Origin of the sequence: Thermoactinomyces sp. DSM 45892, from assembly GCF_900107305.1 — a bacterium.
GTDB lineage: Bacteria > Bacillota > Bacilli > Thermoactinomycetales > Thermoactinomycetaceae > Baia.
Genome location: NZ_FNPL01000017.1, coordinates 61294 through 80079, shown reverse-complemented (window position 1 = coordinate 80079; position 18786 = coordinate 61294). Strand labels below are relative to the sequence as shown.

The window sequence follows — 18786 nt, the reverse complement described above, 5'->3', positions numbered from 1 at the left end:
CTTGGTTTTCTGGTCATAATCGTTCCCTCGTTTCTCCTGTTGAAACAAGTTTACCTGACCTTATTTTTTCTGTCTAACTTACTGTAGCCTATCCAACATCATCTAAATGGGTAGCTACATAACTTCCACCACCAACCACACTGCCACCCAAAGCCATAGCCACTAATAGATTCTTCCAGTTGAACTTCCCACTACTTAGAAAGTCCATAATGCCTTGGTCTGCTCCACCAGCTACAGAACCACCAAAGATGCGAGGGAATGCACTTTGTAACCAAGAAATATTGATCTTTGAGGCAATCCAAGTGGCCAACTTAGAACCTGCAATCCATTCACCTAATGGGGCAGATAATATACCGCCTAGGCCACCTATAATCATATCCTTCAACATTCCATCGCTCATGAAACCATTGTCACTACTTAGCCATGAAACAAGTCCCATAATCCCCATGCCTGCTAACGATCCAACACCACCAGCTACAAGCAAGGGAATACCTATAAGAATGCCTGCTATTACGGCTAATATACCAAGTATGGTAAGGACAATTACACTAAGAACTTTGTTTTCCATAATGTAATCCCAAACACCTATAGAGAAGTCCTTAATAGATGTCCATATTGAGTCCCACGTTTCACTACACCAGTCAGTCACATCGTTGAAAGTATCACTAATCCAATCTCCAGCAGACTCTAGCCACCCTTTTTCTGTAGCTGTTGATGTGTTTGCGATATTCTCGTTAAATTTACCATTAATTGGAGTATTATCAATGAATTCTGCATATGTAACTCCACTTCCTATGAATCCAAACCCGATTAAAGCTACCATCATAATTAGTATTGCTTTTAGGAATGTTTTTCTGTTTGTCATAGATGCCATATCTCCCCATAACCCAACGAAAAAGGGCAGCATAAGCTACCCCTTCGTATTAATGCTATTTGCGATTTACATGCTACATATAAAATTACCTATTCTAATATTATATAACAAAATTAGATTTATCTCAATATTTAATCGTAATAGTTTCATTTATATTTGTCCAAAGTCGGTTTAGTTGATTCCTCAAATTTGAGGGGTGAGATTAGCAATTTTCACAGCCCAAAGTTGGGCTTAGTAATTACTACTGCCCACAAATTCGTAGCGAGTAAGGTTCGAAAGATATTCTCACTGCACAAAATTGAGCGGTGAATACGTAAGGCACGGTATATTGAACCCCCTTAGATTTAAGGAGGTCGATTATAATGATGCGCTCCACAAATCTGTGGAACGTAATTCCTTGATTTACTGCATCCAAAATTAGATTTAATGATCGCTGCTACTCTCAAATTTGAGGTTAGTAGTTTTTTTATGTGGCTTTGTCCTCCATTTCGGTATTCATACGCTTATAGAAGTGAACGTCACAGAGTGATAGAGAATGTCACAGGATACGAAGAGAGTCTAATTACTAATAGAGTGTATCCAATTTAGGAGGAACAGAATGAGCAAACAACGACGATCAGGACTTGTAGTATTTAACCCGATAATAGAGGAAGAGCATCCATCTATACAAAAAGAGAAAGGGCTTCGACACCGACACAAACCTAGTAAGGTAGAGTTTATCCTTCGAATAGAGAAGAAGTGGGAAGCCTATGCTAAAAGCAAGTACGGAATAGATAAGAAACCACCTGAACAGCGATTGCATAGCCTATTGAAAGATGTTCAATTTACTATACAAGCGAAAGCCAAGGTATACAGTAAGAAGTGGGCATATAGGGCAATTCTAGAAGATGAATTCGAATCAGTGTTTTGGGAGACTGCTTGGAGATTATGCGATGGAGATATCGAACAAGGAACGGATGATGGAGCTTATCAGCCACACGGTAACTTCTACTTCTTTGAAACACTTATTCTCTCATTAGATCGACGAGCTACTGATTTAATTAGACACCGAACCAAGACTAAGAAAGCTAAGTTTGAGATAGAAGAAACATGTCCATTATGGAGCAAAGCAAGCGAGTTTATCAGTAGCGGAGAAGATATAGAAAAGAACGTAACAGATCGAATATCCATTAATAAATTACTGGACGAATCAAGCAAACAAGAAACACATTTAGTTACATTCTTATATTCCTATCCTGATGCTAGTAATTCAGAAATAGCTACTCATCTAGGGTTAAGTCATAGAGAGTCAGCAAGACGTATGTTAAAGCGAATCAGAAACAAGGCAATTTAAGAGAGTTACACTACTACGATTAATAAATTTGCACCACCTGTTAAAGAAATTTGCACCGATCCCATATGCTCTCTACCTATATATAGATATCTATTAAGTACATACTAGTATAGGGCAGGTTATAGGGAGTTACCTTCGAGTGAAGACATTATTTTATTCGTTGGTTTATACCTGACTGACACACCTTTAGAAAAATATTTTATAGTGGGAAGTTTAACATGCGAACAAGTCTCGATAACATTGTGTTAACTAAAGGGAGCATCTGAAAGGGGGATAAGCCTTTGTTTCTTCTTTTTTAGTAGCTTTAAACCCAATCTAAATAAAAGTATCTGTACAGGGGTTTATATTAGCTCTGACAACACGTTTAATTTTTACTAGAGAAAAAAATAAGAGAGATAAGGATTTAGGCCCCCTCATTCTCCCTTTTAAAGTTAATTTATGAAAATTACTGTTTTTTTTGTTTTTTTACGTTTCTTACAAGGAAATAAACACCAGCAGACACCGCTACTAAAATCCCTAACAACCAGAGAAAGCTAGACATCTGAACAAGAGTTGTACCTATCCCATTCATCTCCATCTGATATCATCCTTCCCCCATATTCAGAATTCATGTTAAATTCTACAATGAGTTGAAGTAATAAGCAATCATTTTTTACCAGTTGGCTGTATCCCATGCTTTATCCTTACCTACAAATACTTGGTGATAGAAAGTGCTTGAAATTATTTTATCAACAACAAATCTTAACTGGGCGTATGCAGGTTTCTTGGAACCATTTTCTCTTTCTCTCTCGACTTGCAATGAGACACCAGAAACGGAACCGACAGCTGATATATCCCACGAGTGAACCCTATCAATGTAATCATTGCCACCATTTACAACAGTATAGTCTACTCTAAAGCTACTAGCAGTAAAACCACTCCAATATGAGACCAATCTATTTTCATATGCCACATACCCTGATCCTGTAGTGGAAGTACCCCCTGTGATAGAGTTTGGGCCAATAGAAGGTTTTGTTAATGGCTTAATTTCTTTTGATGTGCCACCAGATTCGGATTGCATAGTAACTGAGCCATCTGGATATACAGTCTTTCTTTGCCAGTAAGAAACACCATTGTTATCAACACCTTCACTAAGTGTTGTTTTTCCTGTTCCTTTCATGGCAGGGTTAGAAGAATCTAGCAGTTCACCTCTACCTATTTTTTCAATGAGCTTTGCTTGAACATCCTTCTTAATGCCCATCATATTGAACACTTTCTCTGCCTGCTTTATTTCCTTGTCATTTAACTTCGCTGTTTGAGAGGCTTTAGTAGGGTTGCTAGACGAACCAGCTAGAGGCTCTGCTTCTTCAGCGCTAGCAAATTGAGTCATACTAGAAAACACCATTGTTAGGGCTAAGAGGCTACCAAATGTCTTTTTCTTCATTCCAAACTCACCTTTCTTATTTTAATTATATATAATTTTATAATGAAAACTCATATACGTGATGTTATCGATACAAGAAACATCCATATAGATATATAGTTTTTATCGATCATCCACGGTATCGAATTATCATCCTAGTTAAATTGTAATTAAAATAATATGTAATGTCTATATTTTTTATAAAATAGAAATTTCCAAATTAAAATGGGAATTCAACACGTATTTGACCTAAATAACGGACTTTTACCTATAAACTGTCCATAAACTAATTGAATTTCCATAATAACGATTGAATTACAAAACAAAATCGACTTATTTCGACATTTTGCACAGATAGAACCATAGTATACATCTATATTTAGTTGGCAGAACTTACATTAAGTCCATTATTCAATCTAAATTAAATAGTTGAAATATAATATAATTAAACATATTATTAAGTATACGTTTTTAGGTATATATATACATATATTGAAGGGAGCTATCTCGTTTGAAATCATCTACAATAGATTCAAAGTTTATTGAAGAGAATCGTAAAGAGATTGGCATGTTGATTCGCAAGGTTCGAGATGAAAAAGGTCTCAGGTTGAAGGATTTAGGAGATGGTAAAGCATCAGTAACAACTATCTCTAATATCGAGAGGGGGACAAATCAGCATACCACGGAAATGATCACTTATTTGCTAGAAAAGCTAGGTATACACTCTTTGGAAGAGCTTTCAGACATGCTTGAACACGAAAGAAACTACCTATCTGTAATTCAATTTAAATTACAATCAATTGAGACCCTAGTGAAGCTTCAGCAGTACGAAAAGGCTCTAAACAATCTTGAACAACTTCAACTTTCTGATACCCACCATTATGCACCTTGGTTTTACTACTTAAATGGCAGATGTCTACAAGGCTTACACCAATGGATTCAAGCAGAAAAACTATTCTCATATGCCATCAATTTACTAGAGGAACGACCAAAGGAAGATAATATTGAATCAGCTTGCTACTTAGAAACGAGTTATTGCGAGTATATAATGAATGATGTCAATTCTGCATTGCTGTTTACTGACCAAGGAATCCAAGCATTCATAGAGGACGGAGATAGACAAAATGTTCTCCATCAGCTATATTTAAATAAATCAGTATTTTATAATAAAATGAATAGAATGGAAGGCATTATTGCATTAGATAGTCTCAGCTCCATTCTTCATCAAGTCAAAGATATTAGTATTAAATTGAAGTACTACTGGTTGAGGGCAGAGTATGCACGAAAATCAGGCAAACTACAGGAATCCTTACAGTATGCGGAAGAAGGACTTGTACTAGCAGAAGAGAACAATTCTTTCAATATGATATTAGAGTTTTGGCTTTGCATTGGTGATACATTGGCATCTATGGGGGATTTCAAAGAAGCAGAGAACAGACTTCTACTAGCAATTCAGTTCAATCCTAGTCTGGTAGAACCTCGATCTATTGTTTCTGGTAATTTGCGGTTAGGAATGCTTTATTTAAGGCAAAACTTGCAGGATAAAGCTGAATCCTTCCTTAATGTAGCCCGAACAATGGCAACTGATCTTGGCGATATCACTAAACTACTCCATGCTCTTTTATTTTTAGGTGATATTGAAATCAACAAAGAGAATCATTCGTCAGCAGTTCAGCATTACCAGCAAGCACAGGAACTTGCATCTCAATACAACTTCAAAAAACACGAGCATCAAGCATGGTCTAGACTTGCTAATGCATGGCAGAATGTTAATGATAATGAGTTTCAAAAATGTGCTAGTAAAGTTCTTGAATTACAAGAATCTGCAATGTGGAAAGGAGACTACTATTATGATGAGATTGCTTAAAGTCTTTGTGGGCATTTCCTTTGTTGTTGCTGTTTCTACTCTCTTTATGTGGGGCGTATTCGATAACTCGTCTCCACATTCTTCTATGAAGATTGCCAAACTTGTAGCACCTCAGATAGAACCAGAACATGGATAGAAAGAGTAGGCTACAAAGGTACTCCCTTTTTTAAATACTTTAAAAACCAAATAGCAAGTTCATTCATGAGGGACCTAACTATATAGGCTCCTTTTTTCTTTTCTAGATATTTTTTTGACATTAGATATAAACTAATTAGTTGCATATGGGATTTATTTGCTAATTGACATATATTGTATTCTATTATTAAATATACTCCGTGATAAAGTGTTAAATGATAATCTGGAGAATTTGAGTATCTCTTAAATATACTGTGGGTTTAGTCCTGGTAATTCTAAATCCCTATAGAACAGATAAAATTAAAAGGAGAGAGAATTTTGTTAATTAAAAAAATTAAGTTAGTTGCTTTGCTTGCTTTATGTACCATGTACTTTTTACTTCCCTTAAATACTGTGTTTGGGGCCACTACTCAATCCCAAACTACCACTCCCCCAAAAGACCATCAGGAATTAAAGGATAACGTGGACTTCTTAGATAAATATATTACTATGAATAAGGATAATTTACTAACTTTTGATGTAGAAAAAGCAAAAAAAGATGGTGCTACTTCTAAACAATTAGAACTCGGGATTGAATTTAACCAATTTTCATCCGACCAAAATCCTAAAAAGCCACGTGGTAGAGCAAAGCCAGGTCTACCAGTACACGGTAATTGGTGTGGTCCAGGACATGGAGGAGACTCTTGGAACAACCCAAAACCGAAAGATAATTTAGATCATCGCTGTATGGAACACGATCTATGTTATGCTAAAGTTGGCTACTTTCATTGTACATGTGACAGAAACTTACTGTGGGGTATTTACAAGAGTTTTCCTTATATGAAGCAGGGAGAAAGAGGCACTGCTTCTATAGTTTATGTTTATTTCTATAAGCAGATGGGCATTAGGTTTTGCTCAAACAGAGATATGGCTTCAACACCACTAGGTAATTCATAAAGATTGATTTCTTACCACCTTACATTAGGGAGAAATGACTATGATTGAGAAACATCATGAATCAAATTGGGGAATATGGAGCATCTCCTCAGTTATTTTTATTGTGGTAGGTATTACTCTATGGGTACTTTTTCTTACCATCCCAAGTCTTAACTATGGCTTTGACAAAGGAATTCCATTGTATGCATATACAATGGTAGTCAATCCTGTAGGAATATTTTTGGGTGAGATTGGGAGAAAAAAAAGAAATCGTCTTTCTATCTTCGGAATTACTGGGAACTTTATCCTAACATTTAGTATAATACTATTATTTCCTATTGGAACTTTACTTTTAGGCCCCTGAAATTATTTATTCGACTTCATTAATAATATTATTTTTCGTTCATTGTTTCCTTCTCCAAAATGTAAACCTTATCGAACACTTTATCACTATGTTTGTTACATCAGAGCCTAGCTATATAGGCTCTTTTTTCGTTTCTAGGTATTTTTTTACATAGATATTATTAATAGGCTCCTCTCCAGTATATCGAAGGGGTAGTCCCCCTGTACCCCCCCTATTCACTACAAGTATGTTTCCCTATAAAATTACCCTCCTTTATTCTCTCTGTTGCTTACATCCTCTCCTAGGCTATTCATTTGTCGTGTGATTTCTTCCTAATGTGTTTAGTAATGTGTTCGAAAAATTAATGAGGGGTTTATGTCCCCTTTCTCCTTACCTGTGCGCTATTTAAATAATGAGGGGGATTCAAGGCAAAAATAAAACCGTGATGATTGTCAAGAATGAACCGTCAAAAGTGGACTGTCACATTTGCCATCCTCTATCTAATTACTTATTTAAATGAATAATTCAACGTTACTCAGAAAAAACTACTGCACATAAAGGAAGGATTGGTATTTCATGGCAGACTATAAAGTTAGAATCATACCATCAAATAAAAAGCTATCGTCAATAGAATTAGAACAAAGAATAAATGATTTCCAACATACATTTATTCAACTGGCTTCAAGATACTATAGACAAAAACAAGATGAAAATTATAACTCTAAATCAGGGAGAAGTTAAGAAAACTTCTTCTTTTTTATTTATTGATCAGCAACTCTATTGCCTACGATATCCAGCTACGATATAATACCTGTAATATATAAACGATAGGTATTTAAAAGGGATGGATGAAATGGCGAAAAAGTTAAGGGTAGCTGTTTTTATGAGGGGTAGTACCAACAAACAAACAAGTCAAGGTAGAATAAAAAAAGCTTCTAGATCGGGAAAGGTATCAGCAAGACCAACCTCTATTGATGAAGATGATCTACCTTTACAAAAAAAGAAGTGTATGGAATATATACAAGATCGACCTGAATGGGAATTTACAGGCCTTGAGTATGTGGAAGCAGGAGTATCAGGCTTTCATACTCATGTAAGCAAGAGAACAGGGTTAAATCAGGCTTTTGAGGATGCCAGGAAAGGTCTCTATGACATCTTACTAGTGTACAAGCTAGATAGGATTGGTAGACGGTCTACAGAGAGCCTTAACCATGCTATCAAGTTTCTACGATTCTGTAGGATTTGGGTTGTTGATAAAAATAGAGAGTTTACCAACAATCAAGAGAGTGATGAGATTTTAAACTTCATTGAGTTTTGGTCGGCCAAAAAGTCATCAATGGATACCAAAACAAGGGTTACGGATATGATGAAGTTGATTCATAAAGAGGGATACTGGACGGGCGGCAATCCTCCATATGGCTACATTAATCACCCTGAGAAGTCTAATATGCTGAAAAAAGAACCTAAAGAAGCAGAGGTTGTACATGAGATTTATAGATTATATACATCTGAAGGCCTCGGAATGCTACGAATTGCAGGATATTTAAACGAACGAGGAATAAAGACAAAGACAGGTAGAGAATGGAAAGCTGATGGTGTTAGAAAGATTTTAAGAAATACAGTGTACAAAGGCTATCTTTCATATGGTAAAACCAAAACAGTAGAAGGTGAATTTGGTTCCTATCAGATGTATACCAAAGAAGGCGAAGAAACAGTTTCAGACAGATACTGGAGTGAATACGAAATTGTTTCGGCTGATATTTGGGAGAAAGCACAGAGAACCAAAAAGTCTAGAACCGGAAGTACTACCTTTGGAAATGTAGCCCCCAGAAGGACGGGAACAGGTCAAGGGTTACTAGTAGGGCTACTAAAATGCGAGTGTGGAAGCAATTATACGTATAGTAGCTCAAGGGATTGGTTAGACGCTAAAAGAACTGCTAAAGGCGAATTATACGGCATCTATAGATGTCTTAAAAGGCTTAAAGCAGGGGTTGCGGCGTGTGGTTCTAAAAAAGGTAGCCACAGGTCAAAAATAATAGAGCAAATAGTTCTTGATAGAGTCAAAGAGTATCTGAAAGAGCTAGTTAACTCTAATGTGTTGATCGAGATCCAAAAACAAACCATGACCGCTTCAAAAGAGATTGAAGAAAAAATGGTTCAAGCTAAGCAAGACATGGAACAATGGAAAAAGGCTAAAGATAATGCTAATAATCATCTAATGAAGATTTTAATGGGTGAAGGCTCTCCTTACTCTGAAAATCAAATATCAGAGCTGTACGAAAAAGCCGTAAGAGAATTTGAGTCTGCTGAACGGTTGTATGAGGAAATGAAGTCGTTACGAGATGCTAATGGAATGTCTGAGGTTGATGTATTAAAACTCCAAGACCTACTATTAGCATGGGGCGACATGATTGATATTGCAACCACAGAAGAGAAGAGACAAATGTTACAAAGTGTTGTCGAGGAAATTAGAATATCTTCTGATGGGGTTATTGACGTAGAAGTTAATTTTGATGTCGCAAAATTTTTTGAAGCTGTTAGCTGTGCTAGAGAAACTGCTACAAGCCTTAAAAAATCTACAGATACAGAAGTATCTCCATCCCTGCAAAATGATGATAGTAGGAATTCCAATTGCAATGACAGGAATTCCTAGGGTCTCTTTGTTTATTGCCTTGCGATTATTTCCTACTCCTGATCCAGGATGAATCCCCGTATCTGCTACTTGAATCGTTGTGTTTACACGATTTAAGGCACGAGCTGCTAAAGAGTCAAACACGATAATGAAATCGGGTTTAGCATGTTGCACGATTCCATTGATAATTTCGCTCGTCTCCATCCCCGTCGTCCCGAGTACCCCAGGGGCAATTCCTCCGACTGAACGATATCCTTCCGCCACTTGATCAGGAGCTAATAAAAAAAGATGTCTCGTAATCATAGAATGTTCGACTACTAAAGGACCTAGTGCATCCGCTGTTACATTTCGATTGCCTAAGCCTACTAACAAACAAGAAGCATCAGGACCAATCCCAACTTCGTGGAGAAAACGAGAAAATTCCTTAGCAAAATGTTTCGCTACTCTCTGTTGGAGAACAGAATCTTTGCCCCGTAGTGCAGGCACTTCAATCGTAAGATAGGTTCCAGGCATTTTCCCCAGTTCTTGCGCACCAGCTTGATTATCAACCCAAATCCAGCTCGTTGTTATGCCTTGATCTTTTGTCTCTTCGATTCGAACGCCTGAGATCTGGCTCTGTCCTTTCTCTTGATGCTTTTGAACTGCCATTTCATGGGCCTCACGAGCAAGATCAGTCCGAATCGAAAAAGGGGGTAGCTGAATTTGATGCTCTTGGTTCATAATAATCTATACCTACTTTCATCCTTTTCTTCTCTATGGTATTTTGACCCAGGATGGATCTTCTAATTCTCTGTATTGGTTGCTTTTTACCAATACGCGTGTTAAAATGTTGCATGTTGCACGTAATGAGATGCGTAACGTTTTCTCTGGAGGTGAATTCATTGGCTAACATTAAATCTGCTATTAAACGCGCTAAAACCAACGAGGTACGTCGCGAACGCAATGCGGCCCAAAAATCCGCTGTTCGTACTTCTGTGAAAAAGTATATCACCGCAGTTGATGCTTCCAACAAGGACGTAGCTGTTCAAGCTCTACAAGAGGCTAGCCGTTCTTTGGATAAAGCAGTAACCAAAGGTCTATTACACAAAAACGCAGCGGCTCGTAAAAAGTCCCGTCTAGCGAAAAAGCTTCAAGCGCTTCAGGCGTAGTGAAAGCAACCAGCCGACCCCCTAAACTGTGGGAAGGCTTTTTTTGTACATCCAAATCGTTTGTTTTTTTAAATAAAGAGGTGTTTTATATCAAATCTTCCTATGAACTCACACAAAAAGATTACCTTCAATTCATAAAATACCACTATTTACAAAATACTTCTGGCATCCTAATTGCTTTCATCATCATGATTGTCCCCTTCTCTATCTTTTATCTTCGAGAGGTGAATGACACTCAGCCATTCCAATGGTTTATGATTCCTATATACTTAGGGGCATATATCTTTTTGATCGATACACTTCTCTTTCGCGGTATTCGTCAAGCCAAGAAAAATGGTTTCTTTGGGGCATACTATGTAGAATTAACAGAAGATAGTTTTAAGTCTGAATCCACCATCTCCAGCATGTCCATACGTTGGGATCTCATTCATCGGATTATAGAGTGTCGCAAATGTTATCTAGTCTATACGCAGAAAAACTGTGCAATCATTATTCCCAAACGAACCTTCTTATCCGAAGAAGAACATCAAAACTGGCGAAAACAAATCGTCTTATTTAGTAAAAAGGAAATTTGTTAAAAACAGACAGCCACACGTCTTTAAACATGTGGCTGTTTCGATGTATTACCCTACAAACGGACTAAACCGAGAGCATCTTTCATTTTCCTTAACGTCTCACCCGCTACTGCTTCTGCATGTTCGGCTCCATGGCGTAAGATATTCGTTAGCTCCTCTGATTGGCGAATTTCTTGGTAGCGTTGCTGAATGGGGGTTAAATGATCCACAGTAATTTCAATGAGATTTTTCTTTAATGCCCCGTATCCCAGACCTTCATAAGATTGAACAATGCGATCCATATCCTCGCCTGTAAGTACACTTTGAATCGAAAGCAGATTGCTTACTCCCGGTTTATTCTCCTCATCAAAATAAATCGCATTTTCGGAGTCTGTTACTGCCCGTTTGATTTTCTTCTCGATCTCTTTCGGCGTATCCATCAAGGTGATGTAGTTGGCGTCACTATCATCACTCTTAGACATCTTTTTCTCTGGATTTTGTAGCCCCATAATACGAGCGCCTACTTCTGCGATCAATGGCTCTGGCATAACAAATATTTCCCCGTAATCACGGTTAAAGCGCTCAGCTAGGTCGCGAGTTAATTCAAGATGTTGTTTTTGGTCCTCTCCTACAGGTACATGGGTCGTCTGATATAGTAATACATCCGCAGCCATTAGCACTGGATAAGTAAATAGGCCAACCCCTGCACTATCAGATCCCCTTCCCTTATCTTTAAACTGGGTCATCCGGTTCAGTTCACCCATTCGGGACAAGCAAGTTAGCATCCATGAGGCTTCTGCATGAGCAGGTACATGGGATTGGACAAAAAGAGTGGCTTTGCGAGGATCTAATCCTACCGCCAGATAGACTGCGGCAATATTTAATGTGTTCTCGTACATTTCTTTTGGATCTTGTGCGACTGTGAGTGCATGAAGATCCACCACAGAATAGAAATTTTCCTCCGCTTGATCCTGAATATCAACAAATCGCTTAATTGCACCTAGATAATTTCCTAATGTAATAATCCCTGTCGGCTTCACACCACTAAATACACACTTCAACTTCGTCATCTCCTTTTCTAAATCAACACAAAAAGCCCATCCTCAAAGGGACGAGCTTTTGTCGCGGTACCACCCTAGTTCACAATGCATGACTAAACAAACATCGTGCTCTCAATGAATCATAACGGATTCCGCCGGTCATCTGCTAATGAGGTTACCTGTTCACAGTACTGCTCAGAAGCCCATTCACCAAGGGAATTGGTTGATTTGCACCGACCATCAACTCTCTGTACAATCCTTCCTCGGGTACTCTTCTTCTTCATCGCATTTCACTATTTATATGTAAAATAGGTTTAAGATGTCAATTTAACACTTACAATATAGGTATAGCCATTATGGTTTATCTATATGCTATAGTCAAGCGGTTTACTTTCAAAAATTTTTATGTTAGCGTTTCCTGTAACGAAGGAGGGCTTCAGTCATGGAACAGTTCATTCCTTTTAATGTACATATCATTACGACCATTGTTCTGATTGTAATGGCATGTACCGTGATGATCATCAGAATTCGTGCTACGAAAAAACCTACATCAGCAAAGAAAATCCTTATCCCTCCTCTTGGGATGAGCACTGGATTTGCTATGTTTTTATTTCCATTCACCAGAATCCCTTGGAGTTGGGCACTCATTGCTTTTGTATGTGGTTTCATCTTTCTAGCGATTCCACTCATCCTCACGTCCAACTTTCAAATTCAAAACAATGAAATCTACCTGAAGCGATCGAAAGCATTTTTAGTGATTATCGTTGCTTTACTAGTGATCCGACTTGCACTTCACAATTACATTGAACAACATATTAGCATCCCTCAAACAGCTGGCGTTTTCTTTATTCTCGCATTCGGGATGTTGCTACCTTGGCGGATCGCCATGTATCGAAAATATAAGAAGGTGGAAAAAAAACTTACGGACTCTTCTTCCATCACCGTTCCATCACTCAGCCTAGAGTAAGTTATCTAGGCTGTTTTTTCTTTCCACAGGCCTGTCCAACTGCCCGCTTTAACTCTTCCAAATACCCAAGCCCATACTTCTTATCTGGTTCAAGATAAGTACCCTCTGCCCATTCATTCCACGCATTTACAACTACAAAAGGACTTCCGATTCGTTTCGCTCTCTCTAATTGTTCGGCCATATGGTTCCCAAACTTTTCAGGTGTACTATCTGAAATCGTAAAGGCGGAAGCACGATCCCCCACCCTCGCAGAATTATCCCAATCTACAAATGCACCTAAAATCGTTTTTTTCTCTCCTCTGTCTGGATTACGTTTTAAAATCTGATCCCACATTCCATCATAATCGTACAAACGGAAGGATTTTTTAGGGTTTTGATAGGATGGAACTTGCCTAATGATCTCATTTCGATTCGCTCGATCCCATGCCAACGTATAAGTAGGCTCAAACTCAAACGTAGCATCAAAGCCATCCAATTCCTTAAACGGCGGCCTTCCCGATACTGTCTCTACGAAATAAATCCCCTCAAACCCTTGTTGTTTGGCTAATTCAGTCCAATAGGATAACATCTCACGATAACGTGGAATATCGCCGGCACGATAAATAGTAAAAAGAGGTTTATGATCAATACAGATATATCTGGGGTCTTTAAAGGCTTGTACTAGATAATCAAAATGCTCTTTCCAATCCTCTTCATCCCCGTACTCTTGAGCCATTAATATATCTTGATCCGCTCCATTCCATCTACGACTCCACGTTTCATTTGCCCATGAAAGACAGAAAGGAAAATCTGGTTCTCCTAAACGTAGCACTTCATTTAGCGGGGTCTCAAGTAACATTTTTCCTTTAAACCAATAATGATAATAACAGAAGCCAAATACTCCATGTTCCTTTGCTATTTCTGCTTGCCATTTTCTCGCGTCTGGATCTGTTAAATCGTAGTAAAAATCATTTTGTGGTTCCCTCGGTTGATAATGCCCGGGAAATAATGGAGCTGCCTTGCGAGTATTCGTCCACTCAGTAAAACCGTCTCCCCACCACATGTCATTTTCTCTCACACGATGAAATTGAGGTAGATAGAGGGCGATTACCTTCGGTTCCTCCGTAGAAGACAGATTCATCCAAATCATCCTTTCTCTATTCAGTTGTTTCATGTAGTTTCGTGATATTACTATATCATGTATCCCATTCTTCTAAAATAAAGCGAAATTTTCGAACATATTATGAACACTACCTCATTGTCTCACAAATTGTTACAATAGAAGATGATGAAAATGAATTTTGTATATATCTTCAAATGAAAACAAAAAGTGTACTCGCTTTTAATAGAGGAGAGTGTTTGTTGTGCCGGAGAAAGTAATAGTAGTTGGAGGAGGCCTAGCTGGCCTGTCTGCAGCTGCGCGACTCGCACATCACGGTTATCAAGTTACCCTACTAGAAAAAGCACCTAAGCTTGGCGGGCGTGCTATCACGATCCCCATGAAAGGGTTTAACTTTAACTTTGGAGCCCATGCCATCTATGCACGGGATCGATCTATCTTACGCAAATTTGAAAGCGAAATTCACCTTCAAGTCGATTGGAAAGACTTTACACCTTCCAAAGCTTATTATGACTTAGGCTCTTTTACTACTCCTATGCCAGCTACATTGGAAGGCTTGTATAAAACCAAAATACTAGATGCTAACAACAAAGTTCGTTTTGCTTATGAAATCGCAAAAACTCTTTCTTCCATTGAACGAGGGGAAGAGGGGGTCCTGATCGGGGAATATTTAGAGAGCCAACCCGCTCAGATTCGAGATTTATTACTTACAGTAGCATCATCTAACTTCTTTACCAATGAATCCGAAAAGATTCCATCACCACTTTTCTTCCAGTATTATAAACGGCTATTTTCTACCAACCGTGCCGTTGCCTATATCGGTGGTGGCTGGCAGTCAATCGTAGAAGGATTTGCGAACATCATTGAATCAAATGGTGGGCAGATTATCACGAAAGAAAAGGTTTCGAAGCTAGAAATGGAAGGAAATCGAGTCACGAAACTAATCGGCAAAGAAGGCGCCGAGTATGTCGCTGACCAGATTATTTTCTGTATCCCACCGAAGGATCTGGTTACTTTGTTTGCTGAAACTAAATATGCTTCCTTATTTGACGAGTACAATCAATATAAACCGACTCAAGTGGTGGTATATGACCTCGGTTTAAGCAAACGGATTCCAAGCCCGTATACCTACATCTATCATAAGCAGGAACGTGTTTTTATCACCGATATTTCCCATTATGATCACACCTGCGTTCCAGAAGGTGGGCAACTTCTACAAGCGATTGCCTATCTAAACGAGGACGAAATTGCCGAGGGCAAGGCCGATGAAAAAGTTGCCGCCATCGAAACCGTATACGACAAACACTATGCTGGCTGGCGCGATCTCTTAGTAGCCAAACGTCTATCCAAAAAAGCAACAGTACAAGAAATCAAATGTATCAACGATCAACGCCTCATGCCAATAAAATTTTATAGCTTACCAAATGCATCATTTGCAGGTGATTGGTGCCAAGGAGAAGGGCAGCTCTCCGAACTATCCTTCACCTCCGCCTACGAGGTAACCAGTCGCATTTTAAAACATAGCAAAACACATCCAAAAGAAAACATAGCAGAAGCGAAGTAAGCATAAAAAATCCTGATCCGCTATAATGGATCAGGATTTTTTATGCTACATACTATCCATTCAATAAATCTAAAATGGACCAATATGCGACCAAGATTTCTCTAATATCTTATAAGCCACAAATACCACACCTGTTATTACTAGTGCCACAATCGAAAAAATAGAAGTAAATAAAACGCGATCACCTGTATAAATCTTTAACTGCTCATAGTCTGATCGATCAATCCTACGAGCTTGGCTTCGAATATTTAGGTTTCCTAAAGTCCACAAAACAGCCGGAACCACGAGAAAATACCAAAGAGGTAAACCATTAACAAATGGATGAGCGGGACGAATGATAGCTTGGATCAAAAAAAATAGTGAGACTGCCACTTGCAAATATACGTTTGATAATTGATACCGTAACCATTGATCTCCAAGTTTCTCCTTCTCATAACAGAGAAGTTCATTCATGCCCGGAAACATGAGATAGAGAACATTTGACCTGTGAAACACTATCATACTAAGCGGTGAGATTGCAAAAATGACGGCTAATACCGTATAAACGAAAGGGGTAGAAGCTCGACCCAAGATAAGTCCAAATATGACTACAGCATAAACAATAAAGAGGATATTTGTATATAATAGCTCTTTTCGTCGCAGGGAACGAAGTTGTGTATCTTCCATAAGTAGTTTGTCCCTTCTCATAATTTAACATGTTCATTTTATCACATTCTAAGGAGTAAGCGCTCTACAGCAAATTCTTTATCAATGATTCGATTCGATTTAATCGCTTGATCTGCTTCAATCGCCTGTTCCAGTAGTGTCTTAAGTTGCTCTTCTGAATACGCATGCCCCCTCTGTAGAGCAAGTTTCACTGGATAAGGATGAAGTTTTAAGAGACTCGCTATCTCTTTTTCATTTTTTCCCGTTTGTGCTAGTAGTTTACCTTGTAACATAATACGAAGCTGTCTTGTAATCAAAGCCAATATTTTAATAGGATCTTCTTTTTGAAAGACGAGATCACGATAGATTTGGATCGCACTTTCTTTATCATGTTTCCCCATCTGATCTGTTAGACGGAATACATCCTGCTCTAATGTCCGTACCACTAGTTGGTCAACCTGCTCTGACGTGACGATCCCCTGTTTTCCTGCGAATAGAGCTACTTTTTGACATTCTTGAGCAAGAAGCCTTAGATGATTTCCAACCAGTTCAATTAACCGATTGATCACGTCCCTATCAACTTGTACTTGCAACAATTGGAACCTCTTTGCAACAAATTTATGTAAATCCTGCCCCTCTAAGGGGTTAAACTTTAAGATTTTAGCAACTTTTTCTATCTGCTTCACTACTTTCTTTCGTTTATCAAGGGAAGACCCTGGCAAAGTCAAAATCAATATATTATCTGGGTGGGGATCCTTTATATATTCGAGGAATAAATCAATATCGTGCTCCACTTTACTTTTATGGTTACCAAAAAACGAGGCATTCCTTGCTATAATCCATCTACGATCTCCAAAGAAAGAGGGAGTCTCTAATTCTTGCAACACAGACCGAATCGGTGTCTCGTCCAGATCAAAAACAACCTCATTCCATTCCCGATCCCCTGTACTACGCCCACATAATTGTTGCCTAATCCAGTCTAACGTTTCTTCCAGTAAAAACTCCTCTTCTCCATACAAAAAATAAACAGGATGAATTTGGTTTTTCTTGATGTCTTGAAGTATTTTGCGATCCATTCCATTCACCTCTTCATCCCCTAAGTTTATCGTTTCTTAGCATTCGTTTCTACTGGAAACTCAAACGTAACAATTCCTCCTACTGAATCGGTAAATTTGACGATGAATCGATCGTTATTAAGCCACTCTATCTTGGGATCTTTCGCACTTACCATGCTCTGTTTGGGAATCGCTTCGTTCCCCTTTTTATCATAGACTTGTATTTGATTTTTCTCGTCCCATAATGCTACTAAATCTTTATCAGGAGAAAGAATCCCACCTTTCTTCACACTCTCTGTAAAAAGACGGGGATTCGCTAGGATTTTCATAGGCCAAGATGTTGTTCCTATCGGCATAAAGGCGATCACTGCTGTCAACAATATGGCCACAATACCAATCCCGATACTAGCTATCTTCCATCGCCTTAAAATCTGTGTCCTATGCTGTTGTCGCTCTTCTTCTTCCATTTGTTCCAGTACCATCTCTGTAAGCGGCAGCACCGGGGTTACCTTACATAAGTTAGATAGTTCGAAGACTAACTGTTGGAATCGACTTGCCATGGCAGCGTCTTCAGGAGAGCTAGCAAGATATACATCTAAATATTGTTGGTCTGTACTTGTCAATTCCTGATCTAAATCCCTCTGTAGTAGATCTATGATTTGTGGATTTGCCATTGGAAAAGTCCTCCTTCTTGATAGTCACTCAACCATTCTTGTAGCTGTTTACGAGCACGATATAGTTGCTTCTTCACAGATTCTACTGAAATTCCTAAGACTTCTGCGATCTCTTGAATCGTCAGATTTTGAATGTAGCGCAAAACTAATATGAAACGAGGACGCTCAGGTAGTTCATATATGGCTCTCTTCAGACTGGCAACAAAGCTCACATTTCCAGGGAGCTTTTTCACTAGGTTATCTCTTGTAAGATGGGGCAACATGGAAACGACTTTAGAGCGCTCCTTTGATAAATCAAAACACGCTTGTACAATTAACTTTTGTTCCCACACCTTTTGTTTCCCTTCTAAATCGCTCACTTGAACCTCTTTAGCATGTCTATATACATAAACCAAGGCCTTCTGTGTAGCATCCATCGCATCTTGTTGCCTCTCTGTAACATAGTAGGCAGTTTGGTAAAAAGTCTCTTCTAAATGATGTAAGAAATCCTTCAACGAATTCCGACAACCACCTTGTGCCTTTTGAAACTGCTCTATCAA

19 protein-coding genes, 1 pseudogene and 1 other annotated feature are annotated in these 18786 nt (G+C 38.5%); of the genes and pseudogenes, 10 read left to right on the top strand and 10 right to left on the bottom strand.

Translation table 11 applies throughout. From position 1 onward, the window contains the following. Positions 1–88 precede the first annotated feature (88 nt). Entirely contained in the window at positions 89–865 is a 777-nt protein-coding gene (locus BLU58_RS13670; protein WP_143123796.1) for a hypothetical protein, read from the bottom strand. Between the two features lie 607 nt (positions 866–1472). Between BLU58_RS13670 and BLU58_RS13665 the strand changes: the two genes are divergently transcribed. Beyond that, complete coding sequence (locus BLU58_RS13665; protein ID WP_093292991.1) at positions 1473–2207, top strand: sigma-70 RNA polymerase sigma factor region 4 domain-containing protein; 735 nt, start codon at positions 1473–1475, stop codon at positions 2205–2207. Positions 2208–2652: 445 nt separating this feature from the next. Here BLU58_RS13665 and BLU58_RS16990 read toward each other — a convergent pair whose 3' ends face one another. Both BLU58_RS16990 and BLU58_RS13660 read right to left on the bottom strand, forming a co-directional pair. Further along, the gene (locus BLU58_RS16990; protein WP_255404717.1) at positions 2653–2784 is read right to left on the bottom strand and encodes a hypothetical protein; all 132 of its coding nucleotides are present in this window, start codon (positions 2782–2784) and stop codon (positions 2653–2655) included. 75 nt (positions 2785–2859) lie between these two features. Beyond that, complete coding sequence (locus BLU58_RS13660) at positions 2860–3630, bottom strand: hypothetical protein (protein WP_093292989.1); 771 nt, start codon at positions 3628–3630, stop codon at positions 2860–2862. 490 nt (positions 3631–4120) lie between these two features. Between BLU58_RS13660 and BLU58_RS13655 the strand changes: the two genes are divergently transcribed. The 5 genes from BLU58_RS13655 (at position 4121) to BLU58_RS17320 (ending at position 9522) form a co-directional block, all read left to right on the top strand. Next, positions 4121–5476, top strand: coding sequence for a helix-turn-helix domain-containing protein (locus tag BLU58_RS13655; RefSeq protein WP_093292987.1), 1356 nt, complete (start codon positions 4121–4123; stop codon positions 5474–5476). Next, positions 5460–5612: a hypothetical protein gene (locus BLU58_RS16550; RefSeq protein WP_176786691.1), complete on the top strand. Its 153-nt coding sequence runs from the start codon at positions 5460–5462 to the stop codon at positions 5610–5612. The genes BLU58_RS13655 and BLU58_RS16550 overlap by 17 nt, the downstream gene beginning before the upstream one ends. Positions 5613–5929: 317 nt before the next feature. Next, a complete protein-coding gene (locus BLU58_RS13650) occupies positions 5930–6547 on the top strand; it encodes a hypothetical protein (protein WP_093292985.1) in 618 nt (205 codons plus the stop codon). Positions 6548–6587: 40 nt separating this feature from the next. Continuing rightward, on the top strand, positions 6588–6890 hold the full coding sequence (locus BLU58_RS13645) for a hypothetical protein (protein ID WP_093292983.1): 303 nt from the start codon (positions 6588–6590) through the stop codon (positions 6888–6890). 823 nt (positions 6891–7713) lie between these two features. Next, on the top strand, positions 7714–9522 hold the full coding sequence (locus tag BLU58_RS17320; protein ID WP_093292981.1) for a recombinase family protein: 1809 nt from the start codon (positions 7714–7716) through the stop codon (positions 9520–9522). On the opposite strand, the pseudogene gpr reads toward BLU58_RS17320, so the two are convergent. Continuing rightward, positions 9481–10221 (bottom strand): annotated as a pseudogene (gpr, locus tag BLU58_RS16980) (GPR endopeptidase); the annotation flags it as partial. The gene BLU58_RS17320 and the pseudogene gpr overlap by 42 nt on opposite strands. A gap of 161 nt (positions 10222–10382) precedes the next feature. Here gpr and rpsT point away from each other — a divergent pair. Further along, positions 10383–10649, top strand: coding sequence for a 30S ribosomal protein S20 (gene rpsT, locus BLU58_RS13630; RefSeq protein ID WP_093292977.1), 267 nt, complete (start codon positions 10383–10385; stop codon positions 10647–10649). A gap of 287 nt (positions 10650–10936) precedes the next feature. Continuing rightward, a complete protein-coding gene (locus BLU58_RS13625; protein ID WP_176786689.1) occupies positions 10937–11227 on the top strand; it encodes a YcxB family protein in 291 nt (96 codons plus the stop codon). A 50-nt stretch (positions 11228–11277) separates the two neighbouring features. Here the strand turns inward: BLU58_RS13625 and trpS are convergent, their stop codons facing one another. Then, on the bottom strand, positions 11278–12264 hold the full coding sequence (gene trpS, locus BLU58_RS13620) for a tryptophan--tRNA ligase (RefSeq protein ID WP_093292973.1): 987 nt from the start codon (positions 12262–12264) through the stop codon (positions 11278–11280). A 43-nt stretch (positions 12265–12307) separates the two neighbouring features. Further along, positions 12308–12536, bottom strand: a binding site (T-box leader). Positions 12537–12685: 149 nt separating this feature from the next. On the opposite strand from trpS, the gene BLU58_RS13615 reads away from it, so the two are divergent. Next, the gene (locus BLU58_RS13615; RefSeq protein WP_176786688.1) at positions 12686–13210 is read left to right on the top strand and encodes a CcdC family protein; all 525 of its coding nucleotides are present in this window, start codon (positions 12686–12688) and stop codon (positions 13208–13210) included. A 1-nt stretch (position 13211) separates the two neighbouring features. Here BLU58_RS13615 and BLU58_RS13610 read toward each other — a convergent pair whose 3' ends face one another. Further along, positions 13212–14330: a glycosyltransferase WbsX family protein gene (locus BLU58_RS13610; RefSeq protein ID WP_093292971.1), complete on the bottom strand. Its 1119-nt coding sequence runs from the start codon at positions 14328–14330 to the stop codon at positions 13212–13214. 223 nt (positions 14331–14553) lie between these two features. On the opposite strand from BLU58_RS13610, the gene BLU58_RS13605 reads away from it, so the two are divergent. Beyond that, a complete protein-coding gene (locus BLU58_RS13605; protein WP_093292969.1) occupies positions 14554–15873 on the top strand; it encodes a phytoene desaturase family protein in 1320 nt (439 codons plus the stop codon). A 69-nt stretch (positions 15874–15942) separates the two neighbouring features. Here BLU58_RS13605 and BLU58_RS13600 read toward each other — a convergent pair whose 3' ends face one another. Genes BLU58_RS13600 through BLU58_RS13585 form a run of 4 tightly spaced genes read right to left on the bottom strand, consistent with a single transcriptional unit; the run spans position 15943 to position 18786 of the window. Beyond that, positions 15943–16539, bottom strand: coding sequence for a hypothetical protein (locus BLU58_RS13600; protein WP_093292967.1), 597 nt, complete (start codon positions 16537–16539; stop codon positions 15943–15945). 41 nt (positions 16540–16580) lie between these two features. Then, positions 16581–17594, bottom strand: coding sequence for a DNA polymerase III subunit delta (holA, locus tag BLU58_RS13595; RefSeq protein WP_093292965.1), 1014 nt, complete (start codon positions 17592–17594; stop codon positions 16581–16583). 26 nt (positions 17595–17620) lie between these two features. Next, the gene (locus BLU58_RS13590; protein WP_093292963.1) at positions 17621–18247 is read right to left on the bottom strand and encodes an anti-sigma factor; all 627 of its coding nucleotides are present in this window, start codon (positions 18245–18247) and stop codon (positions 17621–17623) included. Beyond that, positions 18226–18786 (bottom strand): RNA polymerase sigma factor, encoded by a 561-nt coding sequence (locus BLU58_RS13585; RefSeq protein WP_176786687.1) that lies wholly within the window; start codon positions 18784–18786, stop codon positions 18226–18228. The genes BLU58_RS13590 and BLU58_RS13585 overlap by 22 nt, the downstream gene beginning before the upstream one ends.